We start from the raw sequence: 21857 nt of genomic DNA, 5'->3' as shown, positions 1-21857 counted from the left end.
GCATGGCGCGGGGCGTTATGGCATCTTGTCGGACAAGTGGCCCAGCGGCAGCACGCTGCTGGACTTGATCTCACCCAGGGAAAAACTGGTGTGCATGTCTTTCACATTGGGCAGGTTCAGCAGGCTTTTCAGGGCGAAACGCGAAAAACTGTCGAGGTCCCGGGCCACCACCTGCAACTCGAAGGTTCCGGTGCCGCTGATGTAGTGGCAGGCGATGATCTCAGGCAATTGGCGGATCGCCTCTTCCATCGCGCTGGTCGCATCGCCGGTGTTGCGGTCGGCATCCAGACGTACAAAGGCCAGCACACCCAGCCCGATCTTGTGGCGGTCTATCTCCGCGCGGTAACCCTTGATGAAGCCACCTTCCTCCAGTGCCCTGACGCGTCGCCAGCAGGGCGCGGCGCTCAGGCCGACGCGGATGCTGAGTTCGGCGTTGCTCAAGCGGCCGTCGGTCTGCAATTCATTCAGGATCGCGAGGTCAAACTTGTCAAGTGTTTCCATGGATGGCAATTTTAAGCAAGAATCTTTCTTTAAACACGTTAAACAAGGCATAAAAAGCAAAGACTTATCTGGCCATCGCGCCTACACTTTGCTGATATATAGAGGCATCACCCTATCCGGGTGTGAGCCTTTTTGCTCCGCCCAAAAGGCGGTGTCAGCCCCACGACTGGAGACACGATGAACGCCCCTCTTCCCGAACACATCCGCAAGGCTCTCGAGACCGTCACGCTCGACGACAAATACTCGCTCGACTACGGCCAGGCCTTCATGAGTGGCGTCCAGGCCCTCGTCAAGCTGCCCATGCTGCAGCGCCAGCGCGATGCCTTGCAGGGTAAAAACACGGCCGGCTTCATCAGCGGCTACCGCGGTTCGCCGCTCGGTGGTTATGACCAGGCCTTGTGGAAGGCCTCCAGCTACCTGAAGGCGCAGAACATCGTTTTCCAGCCCGGCGTCAATGAAGAGCTGGCGGCCACTGCGCTGTGGGGCACCCAGCAGCTGGGCTTTTCGCCACCGGGCACCAACAAGTACGACGGCGTGTTCGGCATCTGGTATGGCAAGGGGCCGGGTGTGGACCGCTGCTCGGATGTCTTCAAACACGCCAACATGGCCGGCACCACGGCCTGGGGTGGCGTGATTGCGGTGGCCGGCGACGACCATGTGGCCAAAAGCTCGACCGCGGCGCACCAGAGCGACCATATCTTCAAGGCCTGTGGCCTGCCGGTGTTTTTTCCGACCAATGTGCAGGAAATCCTGGACCTCGGCGTGCATGCGTTTGCCATGAGTCGCTTTTCCGGCGTCTGGGCCGGCATGAAGACCATCCAGGAAATTGTCGAGTCCAGCGCCACCGCGATGATCGACCCGGAGCGGGTGCAGATCAAGCTGCCGACCGACTTCCAGATGCCCCCGGGCGGCGTGCACATCCGCTGGCCCGACGCCGCACTGGACCAGGAGGCGCGCCTCTTTGACTACAAATGGTATGCCGCGCTCGCCTACATCCGCGCCAACCGGCTCAACCACAACGTGATCGAAGGGCCCAACGATCGCTTCGGCATCATCGCCAGCGGCAAGGCCTACAACGACACGCGCCAGGCCCTGATCGATCTAGGCCTGGACGACGCCACCTGCCGCCAGCTTGGCATCCGCCTGCACAAGGTCGGTGTGGTCTGGCCGCTGGAGGCTCAGGGCACGCGTGAGTTCGCCACCGGCCTGCGCGAGATCCTGGTGGTCGAGGAAAAACGCCAGGTCATCGAGTACCAGCTCAAGGAAGAGCTCTACAACTGGCGCGCCGACGTGCGCCCCAACATTTACGGCAAGTTCAACGAAATCGATGGGGACTTCAGCGGCGGCGAATGGTCCATGCCGAACCCGACGGCCAATACCCTGCTGCGTGCCAACGCCGACCTGTCGCCATCGCTGATCGCCAGGGCGATTGCGCAACGCGTGCGCAAGCTGGGCCTGGACGGCGACATGACGGCGCGCATCGATGCGCAATTGGCCATCCTGGAAGCCAAGGAACGTTCGCTGCAGGTGCTTGAGATCAAGGCCGACCGCCAGCCCTGGTTCTGCTCAGGCTGCCCGCACAACACCAGTACCAAGGTGCCCGAGGGCTCGCGCGCCATGGCCGGTATCGGCTGCCATTTCATGGCACTGTGGATGGACCGCAGCACCTCAGGCTTCACCCAGATGGGCGGCGAAGGCGTGCCCTGGGTCGGCCAGCAACCCTTCACCACCGACCAGCACATTTTTGCCAACCTCGGGGACGGCACCTATTTCCACAGCGGCTCGCTGGCGGTGCGCCAGTCGATTGCCTCCGGGGTGAACATCACCTACAAGATCCTCTACAACGACGCGGTCGCCATGACCGGCGGCCAGCAGATCGGTGAACGGCCGGAAGGCCTCTCGGTGGTGCAGATTGCCCAGTCCATGCGGGCCGAAGGCGCGGCAAAAATTGTCGTTGTCACCGACGAGCCGGAAAAGTACGACGGTGTGGCGCTGGCCGAGGGCGTGACGGTGCACCACCGCGACGAGCTTGACGCGATCCAGCGACAGTTCCGCGAGATCAAGGGCACGACCGTCATCATTTACGACCAGACCTGCGCCACCGAAAAGCGCCGGCGCCGCAAGCGTGGCACCCTGGTCGATCCGGCCGTTCGTGTGGTCATCAACGAGCTGGTCTGCGAAGGCTGCGGCGACTGCAGCGTGCAGTCCAACTGCCTGAGCGTCGAGCCGCTGGAGACCGAGTTCGGCCGCAAGCGCCAGATCAATCAGTCCACCTGCAACAAGGACATGTCCTGCCTCAAGGGCTTCTGCCCGAGTTTCGTGACCGTCGAGGGCGGACAACTCAAGAAGAAGGCCAAGGGCAAGGCGGCTTCACCGTTCGAAATGGGCGCCCTGCCGCAGCCGCAGATTCCGGCGACCCAAGGCGTCAACGGCGCTGTCTGGGGCATCGTGGTGGCCGGCGTCGGTGGCACCGGGGTCATCACCATCGGCCAGTTGCTGGGCATGGCCGGCCACATCGAAGGCAAGGGCATCGTCACGCAGGACGCCGGCGGTCTGGCGCAAAAAGGCGGCGCGACCTGGAGCCACGTGCTGATAGGCGCCAGCCAGGACGATATCCGCACCACACGCGTCGGCATGGCCGGCGCCGACCTGATCATTGGCTGCGACCCGATCGTGACGGCCGGCAAGGAAACGGTGCTGCGCATGCGCGAGGGCCGTACCCATGTGGCCCTCAATTCTCACAGCACGCCGACGGCGGCGTTTGTGCACAACACGAACTGGCAGAACCCGGCCGAGGCCTGCGCCGCGGAGATTACCAGAGCCGTGGGTGTGGCTGGTGTCGGTGCCTTCAATGCAGACGCAGCGTCCATCAAGCTGATGGGCGACAGCATTTACACCAACCCGATGATGCTCGGTTATGCCTGGCAAAAAGGCTGGATTCCGCTGGAATATGCGTCGCTGATGCGCGCCATCGAACTCAATGCCGTCGCGGTGGACAACAACAAGACGGCTTTCGAATGGGGACGTCGCGCGGCCCACGACCTGCCGTCGGTGGAAAAGCTGTTTGCCTCTGCGCAGGTGATCAGCATGCCGGCTCCGCGCCAGGGCTTGCCAGAGTTTGTGGCGCGCCGCGTGGCCTTCCTGACGGATTACCAGAACGCGGCCTATGCCAAGCGTTACGAGAGTTTCGTGAACCGGGTCCAGCAGGCGGAATCGGTGCTCGGAAAAACGCTGCTCACGCAAGCCGTTGCGAAGTACCTGTTCAAGCTGATGGCCTACAAGGACGAGTACGAAGTCGCGCGTCTGCACGCCGACCGAAGTTTCCTGGACAAGGTCGATGCGATGTTTGAGGGCGACTTCAAGCTCAACTACCACCTCGCGCCGCCCATGATTGCGAAGCAAAACGACAAGGGCGAGTTGCAAAAACAGAAATTCGGCCCCTGGATGCTGACGGGCTTCAAACTGCTGGCCAGGCTCAAGGGCCTGCGCGGCACGGCGCTGGACATTTTCGGACGCACCGAAGAACGTCAAATGGAACGCGCACTGATTGCCCAGTACGAGGCCAGTATCGAGGAAGTGCTGCGCACGCTGGATGCGGCCAACCATGCCGCAGCGCTTGACATCGCGCGTATTCCGGAGCTGATCAAGGGTTATGGCCACGTCAAGGCACGCCATGTCGAGGCTGCCCGGCAACAATGGCACGCTGCGACGGCGGCCTTCCGCCAGCCTGCCATCAGCGAGCGCCAGCGGGCTGCCTGAGAGCCCGCCGGACGGAGCCGGGGGCAGGCGCGGCCTGAAATGGGCCGGCGGGCTGCGTTTGCCGGCCCGCCACGGCCTGCAAAGCGCGAAAACCGGTAGGGGTACAAGCCCTGATGGCCACCCGGCCGCATACAATCGGCCTTCCGCGCCCCTGCTGTGACCAGTGGGAGCCTTACTTATTGTTGTGGAGTCTGCCGTGTTTATTTCTTCCGCGTTTGCCCAAACCGCCCCAGCCGCTGCTGCCGAAGGCGGCATGCTGTCTTCGCTCACCAGCATGCTGCCGCTGGTGCTGATGTTTGTGGTGCTGTATTTTGTGATGATCCGCCCCCAGATGAAAAAGCAGAAAGAGCATCGCGCGATGATTGACGCACTGGCCAAAGGCGACGAAGTGGTCACCGCCGGTGGCCTGCTCGGCACGGTCACCAAGCTGGGCGAGGCCTACCTGAGCCTGGAACTTGCCACTGGCGTTGAGGTCCAGCTGCAGCGCAGCGCGATCGTCCAGGTCCTGCCCAAAGGCAGCATCAAGTCCTAGTATTCCCCGGCCGGCCGGCATGGGCCGGCTGCTTCAGCCCCTCAGTTTCCCAGGAACAGCACGCTCATGAATCGTTATCCGGTCTGGAAGTACGCGGTCATCGTCGTCGCCCTGTTGATTGCCGCCCTTTACACGCTGCCCAATTTTTTTGGCGAGGCGCCTGCGGTACAGGTTTCTGCCGCCCGCTCCAGCGTCAAGATCGACGGGACAACAGTCGCTCGCGTTGAGAAGGCGCTCAAGGATGTCAATATCGTTGCAGAGGCGGTGACCTTTGATGTCACGTCGGTCAAGGCCCGTTTCGGCAATACGGACACCCAGCTCAAAGCCAAGGACGCGATTGAAAAAGCGCTGCTGCCCGACCCGGCCACCCCTCCCTACATCGTGGCCCTCAATCTGCTGTCACGCTCGCCCGCCTGGCTGACTTCCCTGAACGCGCGGCCCATGTACCTGGGCCTGGACTTGCGCGGCGGTGTGCATTTCATGCTGCAGGTGGACATGCAGGCGGCACTGACGAAAAAAGCCGAGTCGCTGGCCGGAGACATCCGTCTGGTGTTGCGGGAGAAGAACATCCGCCACGGTGGCATCAACCGCAACGGCCAGGTGATTGAGGTCCGGTTCCGTGACACGGCGACGCTGGAAGCCGCCAAACGCCTGATCCAGGACCAGTTTGTGGACCTGCAGCTGACAGACGCCCCCGACGGGACCGAGTACAGGCTCAATGCCAGCATCAAGCCCGAGGCGGCCCGTCTGGTACAGGAGCAGGCACTCAAGCAGAACATGGTGACACTGCACAACCGTATCAACGAGCTCGGTGTTGCCGAGCCGGTGATCCAGCAGCAGGGGCTCGATCGCATCGTGGTGCAGTTGCCCGGTGTACAGGACACGGCCAAAGCCAAGGATATTCTGGGGCGCACGGCCACGCTGGAAATGCGGCTGGTCGATGAAAGCGCAGAAGGCCGTGCGGCTGAGAGCGGCGCCAGTGCCGTTCCTTTTGGTTCCGAGCGCTTCCTCGAGCGCGACGGCCGGCCCGTGATTGTGAAGAAACAGGTGATCCTGACCGGCGAAAGCCTGACGGACGCCCAGCCGGGCTTTGACTCGCAGAGCCAGCAGCCCAAGGTGGACCTGACCGTCGATGCCAAGGGCGGGCGCATCATGCGCGACGTGAGCCGCGAAAACGTCAAGAAACGCATGGCGATTGTGCTGTTTGAAAAAGGCAAGGGCGAGGTCCTGACGGCGCCGGTCATCCAGAGCGAGCTAGGCAACCGTTTCCAGATTTCCGGCTCCATGAGCGTGACCGAAGCCAATGACCTGGCGCTGCTTCTGCGCGCCGGATCGCTGGCGGCCCCGATGGAAATCATTGAGGAGCGCACCATTGGCCCGAGCCTGGGCGCAGAAAACATTGCCAAGGGCTTTCACAGCGTGGCCTGGGGTTTTCTCGTGATCGTCGCTTTCATGGCCGTTTATTACATGCTGTTCGGGCTGTTCTCCGGCCTGGCACTGGCGGTGAACCTTCTTTTGCTGGTGGCGGTGCTGTCCATGCTGCAGGCGACCCTGACCCTGCCCGGCATGGCCGCCATGGCGCTGGCGCTGGGCATGGCGATTGACTCGAATGTCCTGATCAACGAACGGGTGCGCGAGGAGCTGCGCAATGGTGTGGCGCCGCAGGCCGCCATCCATAGCGGCTATGAGCGCGCCTGGGCGACCATCCTGGACTCGAACATCACGACGCTGATTGCCGGTCTGGCCTTGCTGGCTTTCGGTTCCGGACCGGTGCGCGGATTTGCCGTGGTGCACGTCATTGGCATCTTGACCAGCATGTTTTCAGCCGTGTTTTTCTCACGCGGTCTGGTCAACCTCTGGTATGGACGGCAGAAAAAACTCAAATCGGTGTCCATTGGTACCGTCTGGCGACCCGCCAGCAGCGCGGCTGTGCCTGCCAAGCCTACGGCCTCGGCCAACTAGACCAGAGAACAACGGACAGACAACGCCATGGAATTCTTCAAAATCCACAAAGACATTCCGTTCATGCGGCATGCCTTGATCTTCAATGTGATTTCATTCACGACCTTTGTACTGGCCGTGGTTTTCCTGTTTTCGCGTGGCCTGCACCTGTCGGTGGAATTCACGGGCGGCACGGTGATGGAGGTCAGCTATTCGCAGCCCGCCGACGTTGAAAAGGTCAGGGGTACGGTGGCGGGGCTGGGCTTTACCGATGTGCAGGTGCAGAATTTCGGTACAGCGCGCGAGGTGATGATCCGCTTGCCCGCACAAAAAGGCGTGACCACGGCCCAGCAGAGCGAGAAGGTGATGACGGCGCTGAAGGCCGATGACCCCCAGATCACCCTGCGGCGGACCGAGTTTGTCGGCCCCCAGGTCGGCGAGGAGCTGGCGCAGGATGGCCTGAAGGCGCTGGCCATGGTGGTGGTGGGCATCATGATTTACCTGGCGTTTCGCTTCGAATGGAAGTACGCGGTGGCGGCCATCATTGCCAACCTGCACGACGTCGTGATCATTCTCGGCTTCTTCGCATTTTTCCAGTGGGAGTTTTCGCTCTCCGTGCTGGCTGCCGTGCTTGCCGTGCTAGGCTACTCGGTCAATGAATCGGTGGTGATTTTCGACCGGATCCGTGAAAATTTCCGCCGTTACCGCAGGATGAACACCGTGCAGATCATCGACAACGCGATCACCTCCACCATCAGTCGCACCATCATCACGCATGGCTCGACGCAGATCATGGTGTTGTCGATGCTGCTCTTTGGCGGACCGACCTTGTTTTATTTTGCGCTGGCCCTCACGATCGGCATCCTGTTTGGCATCTATTCTTCGGTGTTTGTGGCCGCGGCGATTGCCATGTGGCTGGGCATCAAGCGCGAAGACCTCGTCAAGCCCTCGGGGAAAAAGGACGAGGATCCGAACGACCCGAATGCCGGCGCAACGGTTTAGGCAAAGCGCACCAACACATACACGGACGTGGCCGCAAACACCAAAAGAGACCTTCTTCTTGCCCGGCAGGCGCGCGAACGGTTTGTGAGCCACGCCGCGCGCATCCTGCCCGAGCTCGCCGGTGCCATCCTGCAGAAGCTGTCTGCGTTGACCGAGCAAAGCGGCAGTGCCCGCGACATGCAGGACCGCCGTGACGCCTGGCTGTCCTTTCAGAGCTCGGAAGCGAGTTGGGTCAACGCCACCATCACGGCATGGAAAAATGCGCTTCTCCCGACAGCCGCACCTCTTGGCGTGGCGGTCGATACCGGCAAATTCGAGCTGATGGGCAATGAGGTGATGGAGAACAGGATTCTTGCCTCCCGCCTTGCCTTGCGCCTGCTGGACAGCGCCAGCTGGGAACTCAACGACCTGCGTCTGCGCGTCCAGAGCCTGGAGGGGGTTTCCGAGCTCACCAAGGAAGACATTCTGCGCCCCGAAGTCCTCTCGCAGAAGATGGTGGAGCAATGGACCCTGTCGCCCCTGTCGCGCGAGGTCTGGCTGATGGTGCAGGACCTGATCCAGCAGCAGCTGACCGCGCATCTGCTGGAGGCCTACCGCGCCGCCAACGAGTTCCTGATCAAGGAAAACGTGATGGTGGACATTGATCTTCGCGCACTTGTCAAGCGCACACCTTCTGCAAACACCCCGTCACCGGTTCGCGCCAAGACCAAGCCGGCAGGCAACCGCAACGCGGAACCGGCGGGACAGCAGGCGTTCGGGACGGGCTCGTCCGGAGGAGCCGGCGGTGGCGGTGGCGGCGGCGGGGCGAGTGGTGGTCGTTCGGGATCAGGATCAGGTTCAGGTTCAGGTTCAGGTTCAGGATCAGGTTCAGGATCAGGATCAGGATCAGGTTCAGGATCAGGATCAGGTTCAGGTTCAGGTTCAGGTTCAGGTTCAGGGCATGGCGGCGGCGGCAACGCTTTCGGGGGGACCGGGAACTCTGTTGCAGCGAGGGACGCGATCCACGACGAGACGCGCATGCAGACCGGGACGTCGCCTCTGGCGCGGGCGCGCATGCGGGCCCAGGGGGTGATGGGGCACCTCAAGCGCCTGCTATCCGATCACGCCGTTGATTTTGATCACACCCACGCCAATCAGCCCTCGCCCCAGCTGGCGCAGGCCCTGTCCAGAGTGCAGACCCGCGCCGCGACGGGCAATGCCTATGAAGGCACCCTCGTCGATGCTCCCGGTCAGGTTTATGGTGCCGTTGATGTGGAGCAGGCGGCAGGCGCTTTGCGCCAGCGCACCAGCGACCTCAAGCAAGCGGCGAGCACGTCCAGTGAAAAAGCCACGATCGAAATCGTGGCGCTCATGTTCCAGAGCATTCTGGCGGAAGACCGCATTCCACCAGCCGTGCGGGTGTGGTTCGCCAGGCTGCAGATGCCGGTGCTGCGCGTTGCGATTTCAGAACCCGAGTTTTTTGGGTCCCTGCAGCACCCGGCCCGCCGACTCATCGACCGCATGGGCTCCTGTGTGCTTGGCTTTGATGCGACGATTTCGGGCGGTGCGCTGGAAATAGAAATCAAGCGCATCGTGCAGGTGATCGAGCAATATCCGGAAACTGGCAGGCGGGTGTTCCAGCTGGTGTACGACGAGTTCCAGAAATTCCTGTCGAAGTTCCTGTCCGGGCAGGGCAGCACTGCGCGCGTGGTGAGTGTCGCCCAGCAGATGGAACAGAAGGAAACCATGGCCATCCAGTACACCATCGAGATGCGCAGCATGCTCAACGACATGCCGGTGCGCGAAGAGATTCGTGAGTTTCTTTTCAAGATCTGGGCCGAGGTGTTGGCCATCGCGGCCATGAAAAACGGGCCACAGCACAAGGAAACGATCACGCTCAAGCAGGCAGCCGCCGACCTGGTCTGGGCGGCCAGCGCCAAACCCAACCGCAATGACCGCGCGCGCGTCATCGCCGATCTGCCCACACTGCTGCGCCTGCTCCGATCCGGTATGTCCATGCTCGGCATGAGCCTCCCGGTGCAGGACCAGCATCTGAAAATCATCAGTGATACGCTGGCAGACGCCTTCATGTCCAAGACCGATGCCATTTCCCTGGAGCGCATCGAAGAGATGTCCAAGCGGCTGGCAAATCTGGAGGACTACCTGTCAGACGAGGATGTGGGTGACCTGCCGCTGGACACCGAAAACCTGGTCATGATGATTGGCATTGATGCCTCGGAGATCGAAGTGATTGCCGACGGCGGCAGCCAGCCCAGCGACGCCATGCGTTCCTGGGCGCAGGAGTTGCAACTCGGGGCATGGTTCACGCTGGATCACAATGGCCAGGTCAGTCATGTGCAGTTTGCCTGGCGCAGTGACCGCAAGCAGTTGAACCTGTTTGCATCGACTGACGGCCGCAATTTCCTGATCCAGGCGCGCCGTCTGGCGGCCTATTTGCAGGCCGGCTTGCTCGTGCCGACCGAAGACGAAGCACTCACGGTGCGCGCCACCCGAGACGCGCTGGCCAAACTCGATGCCAATCCGGAGCGCCTGCTGGGCTGATCGCCAGCGCGGTGAGGAGCCTTCTTTAGCATCAGGGGCCGTGGGTCCGCCTCTGCCGGCCTGCAGGCGCAGCGCCCCCTCGGGGCTGATGCCTGTCCAAAGCTGCTTGAGCAGCTTTGGACAGGCATCAGAAGCGAAGCCTCTGGCGAGCGGCGGCCTGCAAGGTGCAGAGAGTTACACGCAGTGAGCGGACGTGGGGGCTCTACTAATGCGCCACGCGGAAGTCCGCGTCGTCACAGAGTTCGTCCAGGACCAGGGCATCGGGTTCTTCGCCAAAGCTCCAGTAAACCATCAGCACAATGATCTTGAGATCGTCCAGTGCCAGCGGGTCTCCCGGGGCGGCCATCGCGCGGTCGATCACGATTTCGCGCATGTGTGACGGCAGCACGCCTGAGGATTCCAGGAAACTGACGAAACCCAGCGCCTGGGCGCCGAGGTGGTCCTGCTCCGCCACCGAATAGACACGCAGACTACCGGCCGACTGGGCCTGGAAGCAGGGTGGTGTGCTGGATGTCGCCGGGGCAGGAGGGATGCTGGCCGGTGAGGCGGCAGGCATCCCCACCTGGGTGTTCTGCGCGGCGATGTTCAGGCCGTTGAGCCAGACCAGCGCGGCCTGGATCTCGTCTGCCTCAAAACCGACCGCCGTGAGTTTGCGGCTCAGCTGGTGCAGCTCGGGGCAGGCGTCGCCTTGCCAGTAATTTTCGTAAACGTACACCAGTACTTCAAACATGCACTCAATATAACGCAGTTGGGAACGGCGCGGCCCTCGTACATGGCCGAAGGCCCTTGGCCCAACGTAGCCGCAGGCGTCAACCGCGCGCCATGCGCTGAAACAGCCCGCCTTGCAGCCTGGCAACCTCCCCGGCCAGCTCCAGCGCGAGAAGGCGGGCCTGCAACTCGGCTGTTGCGAGCCCGGTGCGCGCCTGTAAGGCGTCGAGGCTGACAGGCTCGAAGCCCATCGCTGCAAATAACGGTTCATCGGCGGTTTGATCATCTGCCTCCGCCTCTGCCTCTGCGCTTGCGGTCGAAGCAGCGGAAAGCCCAGGCAGGTTCAATTCTTCCAGCACGTCCTGGGCGGATTCCACCAGCTTGGCGCCCTGTTTGATGAGGGCGTGGCAGCCGCGCGACTGCGGGGAGTGGATGGAGCCGGGGATGGCGAATACGTCCTTGCCCTGTTCAGCGGCCAGGCGTGCGGTGATCAGTGAACCCGACTTGAGCGCCGCTTCGACCACCAACGTGCCTTGGGACAGGCCCGAGATCAGGCGATTGCGCTTCGGGAAATTGGCAGTGAGCGGCGGTGTTCCCAGCGGGAACTCGCTGATGATCAAACCCTGCTGTGCAATGCGGTGGGCAAGCGCCAGGTGCTGTTTCGGATACACGCGGTCCAGTCCGGTGCCAACCACGGCCAGCGTGGTGCCGCCGCCGAGCAGGGCGCCATCGTGGGCAGCGCCGTCGACCCCGAGCGCGAGCCCGGACACCACACAGAGGCCGGCCTCGCCGAATACTCTGGCAAATTGGCGGGCATTGCTTTCTCCCTGTGGTGTCGGGTTCCGGCTGCCCACGATGGCGAGGCAAATCGCTATCCTATTTGCAGCATCAGAGGCCCATGGATCTAGAGCTCCCAGCATATATAGCATGGAAGGGGGGTCTTCGATGTCGAGCAACGCTGACGGGTAACCCGCGTCGCCCAGCGTCACAACGCGCCGGTCGTCTGCGCCTTGCAGCCAGTCAAGCGTGGTCTGAAGCTGGCCGGCCAGGGTCGCGGGCTCGCTCAGCAGCACCTCGGTCAGGCGGTCGGAACCGAGCTGCCGCAAGGTGCTGGCGTCTTGTTCAAAAATGGCCTGGGCCGACCCGAAAGCGGCCAGCAACTGGCGAGCTCCCGCGTTGCCGATACCCGGGGTCAGCGACAGGCGCAACCAGGCACCGAGTTCAGCGACATCCATAGCAGGCCGCATTCAGGTGGAAGCGGCAAGGGAAGTCATGCAGACGGTCTGCATACGCCGGCGCTGACGCTCAGTTCGGATTTTCGAAGCGGTCGCCCACTTTCACGCCTTCGGTGACTTCCAGCACCAGGGCGTAAGACAGCTTCTCGAAAGTGCGGAAGACAATCAGCAAGCCGTTGCGTTCGTTGGGCAGCTTGATCTGTGTTCTGGCGGAGTCGGTGCGGTCAGTGATGCGTTCTCCGCTTCGCAAAATCGCCATCACATGGCCCCGCTCCAGACCGTCCCGGATGCCTCGGTTGATGACCACGACCTGGTTGCCTGCCGCATACCGCACCGCGCTGCCGTAGATCGAGACGATCTGGCCTTCCACGGGGGTCTGTGGCGCGCGCGGTACATAACTGAGCAGTTCGCGCGGCGGTTCCGGCACCAGCCGGTCGCCAACGCGCATTTCTTCCTTGGCGACGAGGATGTCGATGGTGGCCGGAACCACCTCATCGACCAGTTTGCCGTCCTTGCCCTTCACGCTGGCGGTGGATTCTCCGCGAACCAGCTCGGCCTTGCCGAGAAATTGCGCCTCGTAGCCGAGGATCTCGCCGGTGGCGGGGTCTTTCAGGGGTGTTGCATTGCGGAAGACCCGGTAGTCCAGCGGCTCGCCTTTGGCGGTGCTCAGCGGCTTGCCGGTGTCCTTGCTGCTGTAGAGGCCGCGGGCATAGGCGCGGTCGCCACGGCTGAGCAAAACCCGGCCTTCCTGGGCGGCCACGATGCGTGGCGCGGTCAAAAACGCGGCTTCGTCGACAATCAGGGCTTCCGACAGGAAGGGTTCAATGGCCTGAGGCGACAGCGTCGGGATGGCAGCGTCGGCCAGCGATTCGTAACGGGTGCGCGGCGATACCCGCACGGTGCCGGGCTGGCCGTCACCGTCGCCCGCGCGCCGGGCCCGCAAGGTGGCGCGTCCGCCGGTCTTGTCCAGATAGAGCTGCTGGCCGGGATAAATCCGGTGCGGATTGCGAATGTCGTCCAGATTCATGCCCCACAACTCGGGCCAGCGCCAGGGGGTTTTCAGGAACATGCCCGAGATGGCCCACAAGGTGTCGCCGCGCTTGACGGTGTATTCGTCGGGTGCGTTGGGGGCCAGGTCGCTCAGCGGCACACCGGTTTGGGCCACCTGGTTGGCTGTGGCCTTCTGGCCGGCAGTGATCGGAAAATTCTGGGCATGCAGGCCCGCAGTGGATGCCAGCAGGGCAGCCGCTATTGAAATCTGACTGAACCGACCAAAAATATATTGCATCTTGAGGCCCTTGGGGCTGGCGCGGCCTTGGTCATCAAGGCCGGACGCCGTGTTTGTATCTTGATAAATCACTAGCGATTTTGTACTTAAGCCCTTGATTAGGCAACGAATATGCCATTTCGCGACAGCGCGGATGCTCAAAAATGGCGAAAATTAGCGAAAATAGCGACATCTGATTGCCCGCCACCATGACCCAATTGACCATTCTTCGTTACCCTGACCCGCGTTTGCACACAGTCGCCAAGCCCGTGGTGGCGGTGGACGCACACACCCGCACCTTGGTGGGCGACATGCTGGAAACCATGTATGCCGCCGAGGGCATCGGCTTGGCCGCCAGTCAGGTCAACGTGCACGAAAGAGTGGTGGTGATCGACGTCAGTGAGGGTCGGGACCAACCGCTGGTGCTGATCAACCCCGAAATTACCTGGTCCAGCCCCGAAACCCAGGTCAACGACGAAGGTTGCCTGTCCGTGCCCGGCGTGTATGACGGCGTGGAACGTGCCAGCGCCATCAAGGTGCGGGCGCTGGACCTGGACGGCAAACCGCAGACCCACAGCGCCGAAGGCCTGCTGGCGGTGTGCGTGCAGCACGAGATGGACCACCTGATGGGCAAGGTGTTTGTCGAGTACCTGTCGCCGCTCAAGCGCAACCGTATCAAGACCAAGATGATCAAGCAGAAGAAAGACGAAGAACGGGAATTGGTGCGCTGACCATGGCGCGCCCTGCGCATGGGCGAAAATGAGTCGATGCGCGTCATATTTGCCGGTACCCCCGAATTCGCCCGTGTGGCGCTCGTGCAGCTGCATGCTGCGGGTTTTGAAATCTCCCTCGTCCTGACCCAGCCGGACCGGCCGGCCGGCCGCGGCATGAAGCTGCAGGCCTCCAGCGTCAAGCAGTTTGCGCTCGAAAAACAGATCCCGGTGGCGCAGCCGCGCAGCCTGCGGCTCGATGGCAAATACCCGGAAGACGCAGCGGCCGCGCGCGATGCGCTGGACGCGGCCCATGCCGACGCCATGGTGGTCGCCGCCTATGGTCTGATCCTGCCGCAGTGGGCGCTGGACATGCCGAGGCTGGGTTGCCTGAATATCCACGCCTCCCTGCTGCCGCGCTGGCGCGGCGCCGCACCGATTCACCGCGCCATCGAGGCGGGCGACCGTGAGACCGGCATCACGCTGATGCAGATGGACGCCGGGCTGGACACCGGCGACATGTTGCTGGCTGAAAAGCTCCCGATCGCCCCCGGGGACACCACCGGCACCCTGCACGACAAACTGGCCGTCCTGGGGGGGCGGCTGGTGGTGGAGGCACTGGAACTCGCAGCCTGCGGCGGGCTCCGGCCCGTACCGCAACCCGGGGAGGGCATCAGCTACGCACACAAAATCGAAAAACACGAGGCCGCCATTGACTGGCACCAAAGCGCCACGGTGATAGAGCGGCGGATCCGCGCCTTCAATCCCTTTCCGGGCGCGGCGAGTGCGCTGGGCAGCGACACGGTCAAGTTCTGGCAGGCCGTGGTGTTGCCCGGTGTCCGGCGACCCGAAGCGGCGGTTGCGGGCCAGGTTCTCGCCGTCAGCCCGGAAGGCGTCGATGTGGCAGCTGGCGACGGCGTGTTGCGCGCCACCCGGCTGCAAAAGCCCGGCGGCAAGCCGCTGGACGCCGCCGAGTTCGTCCGTGGTTTTGCGCTGCAGCCCGGCATGGTGTTTCAGGCCCCGGCGGAGCAGCGCGCTTGACGGCCCCGCTGTACCGTCATCCCGAGTTTCGCCAGGGCATGCGCGACATGGCGTCCGCTGCCGCCGGCACGGCTGCCTGGGGCCTGATGACAGGCGTGGCCATGGTCAAGTCCGGGATGAGCCTGTTTGAGGCGGTGTTGATGGGGGTGATCGTGTTTGCCGGCAGCTCCCAACTTGCAGCTGTGCCGCTGATGCTTGCCGGCGCGCCCATGTGGGTGATTCTGGCCACGGCGGCCTGCGTCAATCTGCGTTTTGTCGTGTTCAGTGCCCACCTGCGGCCTTACCTGATGCACCAGCCGCTCTGGCGGCGCCTGGCCAGCGGCTATTTCACGGCCGATCTCAGTTACGTGATGTTCACCAACCGCCACCCGCATCCGGTGCTGCCCGACGACCGGGAAGCGCTGCGGGCCCAGGAGGCCTATCTGGCAGGGAACTGTGCCTTGACCTGGATCAGCTGGGTGGTGCCCAGCCTGCTGGGCATTGCCCTGGCCAACGCGATTCCTCTGTCCTGGGGGCTGGGTTTCGCCGGCATCCTGGCCTTGCTGGGCGTCATGTCTTCACTGGCAAGCAGCCGCCTGCGTGTGGTGTCCGCTGGTGTGGCCGGCGCCGCGGCAGTGGCGGCCTTTGCCCTGCCGCTCAAGCTCAACATCCTGGTCGCGATAGCTGCGGCGGTGGCGGTTTGCCTGATGCTGGAAAAACCTGCTGCGCCCCCGGCTTCGCTGCCGACAACAAAGGGGGCGGCATGACCGACGCCTGGACTGTGCTCACCATCGTCGGGCTGGCGCTGGTCACGGTGATCACGCGCTCGTTTTTCTTCATGTCCAGCAAGCCCTGGACTCTGCCGCCCTGGGTGCAGCGTGGGCTGCACTATGCGCCCATCGCGGCCTTGTCGGCAGTCATCATCCCCGAGATCGTGATGACGCAGGGCCAGCTGATCGACACCTGGCGGGACGCCCGCCTGTTTGCCGCGCTGGCCGGCGTGGCCTGGTTTGTCTGGCGCCGCGGCGTTCTGGGCACCATCATCGCCGGAATGGCGGTTTACCTGCCTCTGCATATTGGCCTGAATTGGTAGCCCCCACGCTTGTCGCTTCGCGTACGGCGCTGCCCCCGAGGGGGCAGCTGCGCCTGCGGGCCGGCCAAGCCGGGCCCGCAGCCCCGGCGGGGGGAGAAGTGGCGTGTCGCACCTACAATTTGAGTCTTGGGCGCGTTGACCCAACCCTTCACTGCGAGCTTTCATGAACTTCATCCGCTTCTCCGATCTGTGCGCCCAGGGACTTGTCAAGGGCCGGCGTGTTTTCATTCGAGCCGACCTCAATGTGCCGCAGGATGACAGCGGCCACATCACTGAAGACACCCGCATCCGCGCCTCGATTCCCTGTATCCAGATGGCCCTTGACGCCGGTGCGGCGGTGATGGTGACCTCCCACCTGGGCCGGCCGACCGAAGGGCAGTTCAAACCCGAAGACTCCCTTGCACCGGTGGCTGCGCGCCTGGCCGAACTGATGCAGCGTGAGGTGCCTCTGCGGTCCGGATGGGTTGATGGTGTGGAGGTGGCGCCCGGCCAGCTCGTGTTGCTGGAGAATTGCCGCGTCAACAAGGGCGAGAAAAAGAACGACGAGGCCCTGGCCCGCAAGATGGCCGCCCTTTGCGATATTTTTGTGCATGACGCCTTCGGCACCGCGCATCGCGCCGAGGCCTCGACCTACGGCATCGCGCAGTTTGCCAAAGTGGCATGCGCCGGCCCGCTGCTGGCGGCAGAAATGGATGCGATCTCGAAAGCCCTGGCCAACCCGAAGCGCCCGCTGGTGGCCATCGTGGCCGGCAGCAAGGTGTCGACCAAGCTCACCATTCTCCAGGCGCTGGCCGGCAAGGTGGACCAGCTGATTGTGGGCGGCGGCATTGCCAACACCTTCATGCTGGCCGTCGGTCTGCCGATCGGCAAAAGCCTGGCGGAACGCGAACTGCTCGACGAAGCCCGCGCGGTGATGGCGGCCATGAAGGCGCGCGGCGCCGAGGTGCCTGTGCCGACCGATGTGGTGACTGCCAAGACCTTCAGCGCCGATGCGCCCGCCACCGTCAAGGCTGCCACCGATGTGGCGGACGACGATCTGATCCTGGATATCGGCCCGCAAACCGCGAAAAAGCTGGCCGATCAGCTGATGGCGGCCGGCACCATTGTCTGGAACGGCCCGGTGGGCGTGTTCGAGTTTGCTGCCTTTGAAGGTGGCACCCGAACCATCGCCCGGGCGATTGCCGCCAGCCCCGCCTTCAGCATTGCCGGGGGCGGCGACACCCTGGCCGCGATCGCCAAATACGGCATTGAAAAAGACGTGGGCTACATCTCCACCGGTGGCGGCGCCTTTCTCGAAGTGCTGGAAGGCAAGACCCTGCCGGCTTTCGAGATCCTGCAGAAACGGGCGGCGGGTTGAGCCGGTGTGCAATTTTGCTATTGAAAGCATAGCTGCTCCCGCAATCAGGGAAAGGGCTGGAGGCCATTTTGTATGAAATCCTCCCAATCCACGGCTACTTGACCGGAGTTTGCAGATGACGGATTTTCACGGTGTTTTCCCTTATCTGGTGTCGCCCATTGACGCCGACGGAGAGGTGGAGGCGCAGGTTCTGACGCGCCTTTGCCAGGACCTGATAGCGGCCGGTGTGCATGGATTGACGCCCCTGGGATCGACTGGCGAATTTGCCTACCTCAACCCGGCGCAGCGGCGCCGGGTGGTGGAGGTGGTGGTGCAGGCGGCCGGCCGCCAGGTGCCGGTGGTGGCCGGTGTGGCGGCCACCACCATTGTCGACGCCGTGGGCCAGGCCCGGGAGTACGAACGCATGGGCTGCGACGGCATCCTGGCGGTACTGGAAGCGTATTTTCCGGTGGACGACGAAGGTGTCTACCAGTACTTCAAGGCGATTGCCGATGCCGTGTCGCTGCCGGTGGTGATCTACACCAATCCGAATTTCCAGCGCTCCGATCTCAAGCTGCCGGTCATTGAGCGGCTCAGCCACATCCGCAATATTCGCTATATCAAGGACGCTTCCTTCAACACCGGGCGCCTGCTGTCGATCATGAATGTCGTCGAGGGCCGGATGGAGGTTTTTGCGGCTTCCTCGCATGTGCCTGCGACCGTGATGCTGCTCGGAGGCGCGGGCTGGATGGCCGGGCCTGCCTGCCTGGTTCCCCGGCAAAGCATCGCGCTGTATGAGCTGTGCCGGGCCGGCCACTGGGATGAAGCCATGGCCTTGCAGCGCAGGCTGTGGAGCATCAACCAGGTGTTTGCCACGTTCAACCTGGCGGCCTGCATCAAGGCCGGCCTCGTGCTCCAGGGCTATGAAGTCGGCCATCCTCTGGCGCCGCAAACACCGTTGTCGCCGGAGGGCGTGGAAACGGTGCGTCGGGTCCTGCGCGAGCTGGACGCGCTGTAGCTGGTGCATCGCGCCAGGTGTACCCGGCCTGTAACCGGTTCCGTGTGAGAATTGTCCCCAACTTACAGGAGACATTCATGCCACGCCGCGCCACCAAAATTGTTGCCACCCTGGGCCCCGCTTCGAGCGATCCGGCGCTGCTTGAAAAAATGATACGTGCGGGCGTCAACGTGGTGCGCCTCAATTTCAGCCATGGCACGGCGCAGGACCACATCGACCGGGCCGGGCTGGTGCGCGAGGCAGCCCAGCGGGCCGGCCGCGAGGTGGCGATCATGGCCGACCTGCAGGGGCCGAAGATCCGCGTCGGCAAATTTGCCGAGGGCAAGGTCGTGCTGGTGCCCGGCGCCAAGTTCGTGCTCGATGCTTCGCGCACCGAGCCGGGCGACCTCAAGGGTGTGGGCCTGGACTACAAGGAGTTGCCGCGTGACGTCAAGGCCGGCGACCTGCTGCTGCTCAACGACGGCCTGATTGTGCTGATCATCGACGCGGTGCGCGGCGAGGAGGTGCACACCACCGTCAAGCTTGGCGGCGAACTCTCCAACAACAAAGGCATCAACAAAAAAGGTGGCGGCCTGACCGCGCCCGCGCTGACTGCCAAGGACATGGAAGACATCCGGACCGCCATGAGTTTCCAGGCGGACTACGTGGCGGTGAGTTTTCCGAAAAACGCCACTGACATGGAAATGGCGCGCCAGCTGTGCAATGTGGCCGCCGCGCCCTACAAACACAAGCCCGGCCTGATTGCCAAGATCGAACGCGCCGAAGCCATTCCCAACCTCGAAGACATCCTGCGGGTCAGCGACGGCATCATGGTCGCGCGCGGTGACCTTGCGGTGGAAGTCGGCAACGCCGCCGTGCCGGCGCTGCAAAAACGCATGATCAAGATGGCCCGCGCCATGGACAAGGTGGTCATTACCGCCACACAGATGATGGAAAGCATGATCCTCAACCCGGTGCCGACACGCGCCGAGGTCAGCGACGTGGCCAATGCCGTGCTCGACGGGACCGACGCCGTGATGCTGAGCGCGGAAACGGCCGCCGGCAATTACCCGCTGGAGACCATCGAGGAAGTGGCCAACATCTGCCTGGAAGCGGAAAAAGCCGAATACACGGCGCTGGACGCCGACTTCAGCGGCAAGACCTTCACGCGCATCGACCAGTCGATCGCCATGGGCGCGCTGTTCACGGCCCACCATCTGGGCGCCAAAGCCATCGTGGCCTTGACCGACAGCGGCTCCACCCCCTTGTGGATGAGCCGTCACGACATCCGTGTGCCGATCTATGCGCTGACACCGCGCCTGGCGACGCAGCGCAAGATGGCGCTGTATCGCAATGTGCGCCCGCTGCTGATGGACACCAGCGCCGACCGCGACACCGCGCTGGAACAGGCCGAAGGGCACCTGCTGCGCCGCGACATCGTGCAAAGCGGCGACGTGTATGCCATCACCTGCGGCGAACCCATGGGTGCGCCTGGCGGCACCAACATGCTCAAGATCTGCCGCGTAGCCTGAGCGGGCGGCCCCATGAGACCGGCGCGGGCGGGTCCCAGACCGGTGGCCGGTGCCGTCTGAATCCACGTCGGCCAGGCGTGCGTATCCCCGGTTCGATGAACACCACAGACTTTCCCGTGCCAAGACGCTCGCTGTTGGCCATGCTGCCTGCACTGCTCACGGCCTGCTCGGCCGTGGACCTGCTCAACGCCACCGTTTCCACAGACACCTATCGGCTCGCCCAGGGCCTGCCTTACGGCGCCCACCCGCGCCAGCGGCTGGATGTCTATCAGCCTGTGGACGTCATCGGTCAGGCACCGATGGTGGTGTTTTTTTATGGGGGCAGCTGGTCATCGGGTGAGCGGGCCGACTACCGCTTTGTGGGCGAGGCGCTGGCGGCAAGCGGCATCGTGGCGGTGATCGCGGACTACCGCCTGAGCCCCGCATTTACCTACCCAACATTTGTGCAGGACAGTGCGCGCGCCGTGGGCTGGGCGGTCGCCCATGGAGTCGCACATGGTGGCGATTCCGCCCGGATTTTTGTCATGGGACACAGTGCCGGCGCCTACAACGCGGCCATGGTGGCGCTGGATCCGCGCTGGCTGGCGGCCGAGGGCCTGAAACCGTCGTGCCTGGCGGGCTGGATAGGCCTGGCCGGCCCCTACGATTTCCTGCCGATTGGCGACCGCCAGACCCAGGTGGCCTTTGACTGGCCGCGTACGCCTGCCGACAGCCAGCCGCTGTTCCATGCGTCGCCGGCTTCGCCGCCGGCGTTGCTGCTGGCGCCTGCCGACGACCGTGTGGTCAATTCCCGGCGCAGTACCGTCGCGCTGGCCCGGCGACTCCAGAGCAGTGGCGTGTATGTGGAGTCCGCGCTGCTGGACGGTGTCAGCCACGTCACCCTGGTGGCCTCCATGGCCTCGGTACTCAGAGACCGGGCGCCTGTGCTTGAACGGGTCTCGGCTTTTGTGAAGTCAGTCGGGCAAGCCAGGTGAAGCCGAGGTCCAGCGTGGCGGCGCTGGCCCAGCAGAACCAGGCGGTCCAGAGGGTGTGACTCATGTAGTGGGCGCCACGCACCTGTTGCGCCAGACCCAGCAGCAGTCCGGCCAGCATGGACCCCAGCAACCAGCGCCGGGCGGTGCCTGGCAGGGCATGCCGGAATGCAAAAAAGCCGCCGACAAAGGCAAAACCCGCAGAGGCATGACCGGCCGGAAAACAGCCACCGTCACCGCCGTCCCGCACCCCCCAGGCCCAGTGCGAGACATGGCTGGCCACGCCGCCAAATTCGTGCAGGCTCCAGGGGCAGCTGGTGTGGCTGTGCAGCTTGATGTCAGCCACCACCAGCAGCGCCAACAGCGTGGTCAGGGCCAGCTGGACACGGCGTGATGCAGGCAGATGCCGCAGGGGGCCGACAGGCCGGGCGATACCGATCAGCAGCGCCCCTTCAAACAACCAGGGCAGTGGGCGCATGTTGTCGTGGAGTACGCCGCGCCAGAACCAGTGGTTTTCGAGCGCAAAGCCGCTGGCCGACCCGAACCAGCGTGCCAGCGTCAGGTCCAGTCCCGAAGCGTCCCAGGTCAGCAGGAGGAGAAGGCTGGCAACGGACCAGAAAAAAAGACGCGACGGGCTGGAAACGGCTGGACGGCTGGGAGAGGTCATGGTGGCGAGTTGGGCACAAGAAGGGTTGACGGTAGCCCGACCCGC

Annotated in this window: 18 protein-coding genes; 13 read left to right on the top strand and 5 right to left on the bottom strand. The window is 63.5% G+C overall.

The features are described from left to right. Window positions 1–15 precede the first annotated feature (15 nt). Window positions 16–501 carry an Lrp/AsnC family transcriptional regulator gene (locus PSV26_RS22355; RefSeq protein WP_300574239.1) on the bottom strand — a complete coding sequence of 162 codons (486 nt, stop codon included), beginning with the start codon at window positions 499–501 and terminating at the stop codon, window positions 16–18. A gap of 177 nt (window positions 502–678) precedes the next feature. Between PSV26_RS22355 and PSV26_RS22350 the strand changes: the two genes are divergently transcribed. The 5 genes from PSV26_RS22350 to PSV26_RS22330 all read left to right on the top strand — a co-directional run bounded on the left by PSV26_RS22350 (window position 679) and on the right by PSV26_RS22330 (window position 10276). Continuing rightward, window positions 679–4260, top strand: coding sequence for an indolepyruvate ferredoxin oxidoreductase family protein (locus tag PSV26_RS22350; RefSeq protein WP_300512025.1), 3582 nt, complete (start codon window positions 679–681; stop codon window positions 4258–4260). A gap of 196 nt (window positions 4261–4456) precedes the next feature. Then, window positions 4457–4792 carry a preprotein translocase subunit YajC gene (gene yajC, locus PSV26_RS22345; RefSeq protein WP_096666202.1) on the top strand — a complete coding sequence of 112 codons (336 nt, stop codon included), beginning with the start codon at window positions 4457–4459 and terminating at the stop codon, window positions 4790–4792. A 66-nt stretch (window positions 4793–4858) separates the two neighbouring features. Then, window positions 4859–6754, top strand: a complete 1896-nt coding sequence (gene secD / locus PSV26_RS22340; RefSeq protein ID WP_300574238.1) for a protein translocase subunit SecD — start codon at window positions 4859–4861, stop codon at window positions 6752–6754. 27 nt (window positions 6755–6781) lie between these two features. Beyond that, on the top strand, window positions 6782–7735 hold the full coding sequence (gene secF / locus PSV26_RS22335; protein WP_300512027.1) for a protein translocase subunit SecF: 954 nt from the start codon (window positions 6782–6784) through the stop codon (window positions 7733–7735). A gap of 27 nt (window positions 7736–7762) precedes the next feature. After that, complete coding sequence (locus PSV26_RS22330; protein ID WP_300574236.1) at window positions 7763–10276, top strand: DUF1631 family protein; 2514 nt, start codon at window positions 7763–7765, stop codon at window positions 10274–10276. Between the two features lie 205 nt (window positions 10277–10481). On the opposite strand, the gene PSV26_RS22325 is transcribed toward PSV26_RS22330, so the two are convergent. The 3 genes from PSV26_RS22325 to PSV26_RS22315 all read right to left on the bottom strand — a co-directional run bounded on the left by PSV26_RS22325 (window position 10482) and on the right by PSV26_RS22315 (window position 13507). Continuing rightward, window positions 10482–11006, bottom strand: a complete 525-nt coding sequence (locus PSV26_RS22325; RefSeq protein WP_300574234.1) for a DUF494 domain-containing protein — start codon at window positions 11004–11006, stop codon at window positions 10482–10484. Between the two features lie 79 nt (window positions 11007–11085). Further along, window positions 11086–12219 (bottom strand): DNA-processing protein DprA, encoded by a 1134-nt coding sequence (gene dprA, locus PSV26_RS22320; RefSeq protein ID WP_300574232.1) that lies wholly within the window; start codon window positions 12217–12219, stop codon window positions 11086–11088. A gap of 70 nt (window positions 12220–12289) precedes the next feature. After that, entirely contained in the window at window positions 12290–13507 is a 1218-nt protein-coding gene (locus PSV26_RS22315; protein WP_300574230.1) for a LysM peptidoglycan-binding domain-containing protein, read from the bottom strand. 188 nt (window positions 13508–13695) lie between these two features. Between PSV26_RS22315 and def the strand changes: the two genes are divergently transcribed. From def to PSV26_RS22275, 8 genes are all read left to right on the top strand, one after another. Continuing rightward, window positions 13696–14217: a peptide deformylase gene (def, locus tag PSV26_RS22310; protein WP_300574229.1), complete on the top strand. Its 522-nt coding sequence runs from the start codon at window positions 13696–13698 to the stop codon at window positions 14215–14217. Window positions 14218–14253: 36 nt separating this feature from the next. Then, on the top strand, window positions 14254–15237 hold the full coding sequence (gene fmt, locus PSV26_RS22305; RefSeq protein ID WP_300512034.1) for a methionyl-tRNA formyltransferase: 984 nt from the start codon (window positions 14254–14256) through the stop codon (window positions 15235–15237). Between the two features lie 38 nt (window positions 15238–15275). After that, window positions 15276–15983, top strand: coding sequence for an AzlC family ABC transporter permease (locus tag PSV26_RS22300; protein WP_300512168.1), 708 nt, complete (start codon window positions 15276–15278; stop codon window positions 15981–15983). After that, window positions 15980–16309 carry an AzlD domain-containing protein gene (locus tag PSV26_RS22295; RefSeq protein ID WP_300512035.1) on the top strand — a complete coding sequence of 110 codons (330 nt, stop codon included), beginning with the start codon at window positions 15980–15982 and terminating at the stop codon, window positions 16307–16309. Before PSV26_RS22300 ends, PSV26_RS22295 begins: the two co-directional genes overlap by 4 nt. Window positions 16310–16472: 163 nt before the next feature. Further along, complete coding sequence (locus PSV26_RS22290) at window positions 16473–17666, top strand: phosphoglycerate kinase (protein WP_300574228.1); 1194 nt, start codon at window positions 16473–16475, stop codon at window positions 17664–17666. Between the two features lie 115 nt (window positions 17667–17781). Then, entirely contained in the window at window positions 17782–18663 is an 882-nt protein-coding gene (locus tag PSV26_RS22285) for a dihydrodipicolinate synthase family protein (protein ID WP_300574227.1), read from the top strand. Window positions 18664–18740: 77 nt separating this feature from the next. Then, on the top strand, window positions 18741–20174 hold the full coding sequence (pyk, locus tag PSV26_RS22280) for a pyruvate kinase (RefSeq protein ID WP_300512038.1): 1434 nt from the start codon (window positions 18741–18743) through the stop codon (window positions 20172–20174). A 116-nt stretch (window positions 20175–20290) separates the two neighbouring features. Continuing rightward, window positions 20291–21148, top strand: a complete 858-nt coding sequence (locus PSV26_RS22275) for an alpha/beta hydrolase (protein WP_300574226.1) — start codon at window positions 20291–20293, stop codon at window positions 21146–21148. Here the strand turns inward: PSV26_RS22275 and PSV26_RS22270 are convergent. After that, the gene (locus PSV26_RS22270; protein WP_300574224.1) at window positions 21081–21812 is read right to left on the bottom strand and encodes a phosphatase PAP2 family protein; all 732 of its coding nucleotides are present in this window, start codon (window positions 21810–21812) and stop codon (window positions 21081–21083) included. The two genes, PSV26_RS22275 and PSV26_RS22270, sit on opposite strands and share 68 nt — an antisense overlap. Between the last annotated feature and the right edge of the window lie 45 nt (window positions 21813–21857).

It is taken from the genome of Polaromonas sp., from assembly GCF_029945685.1.
In the GTDB taxonomy this organism is placed as follows: domain Bacteria; phylum Pseudomonadota; class Gammaproteobacteria; order Burkholderiales; family Burkholderiaceae_C; genus Polaromonas.
The sequence above is the reverse complement of the archived record's forward strand: the minus strand, read 5'-3'. Positions and strand labels throughout refer to the sequence as shown.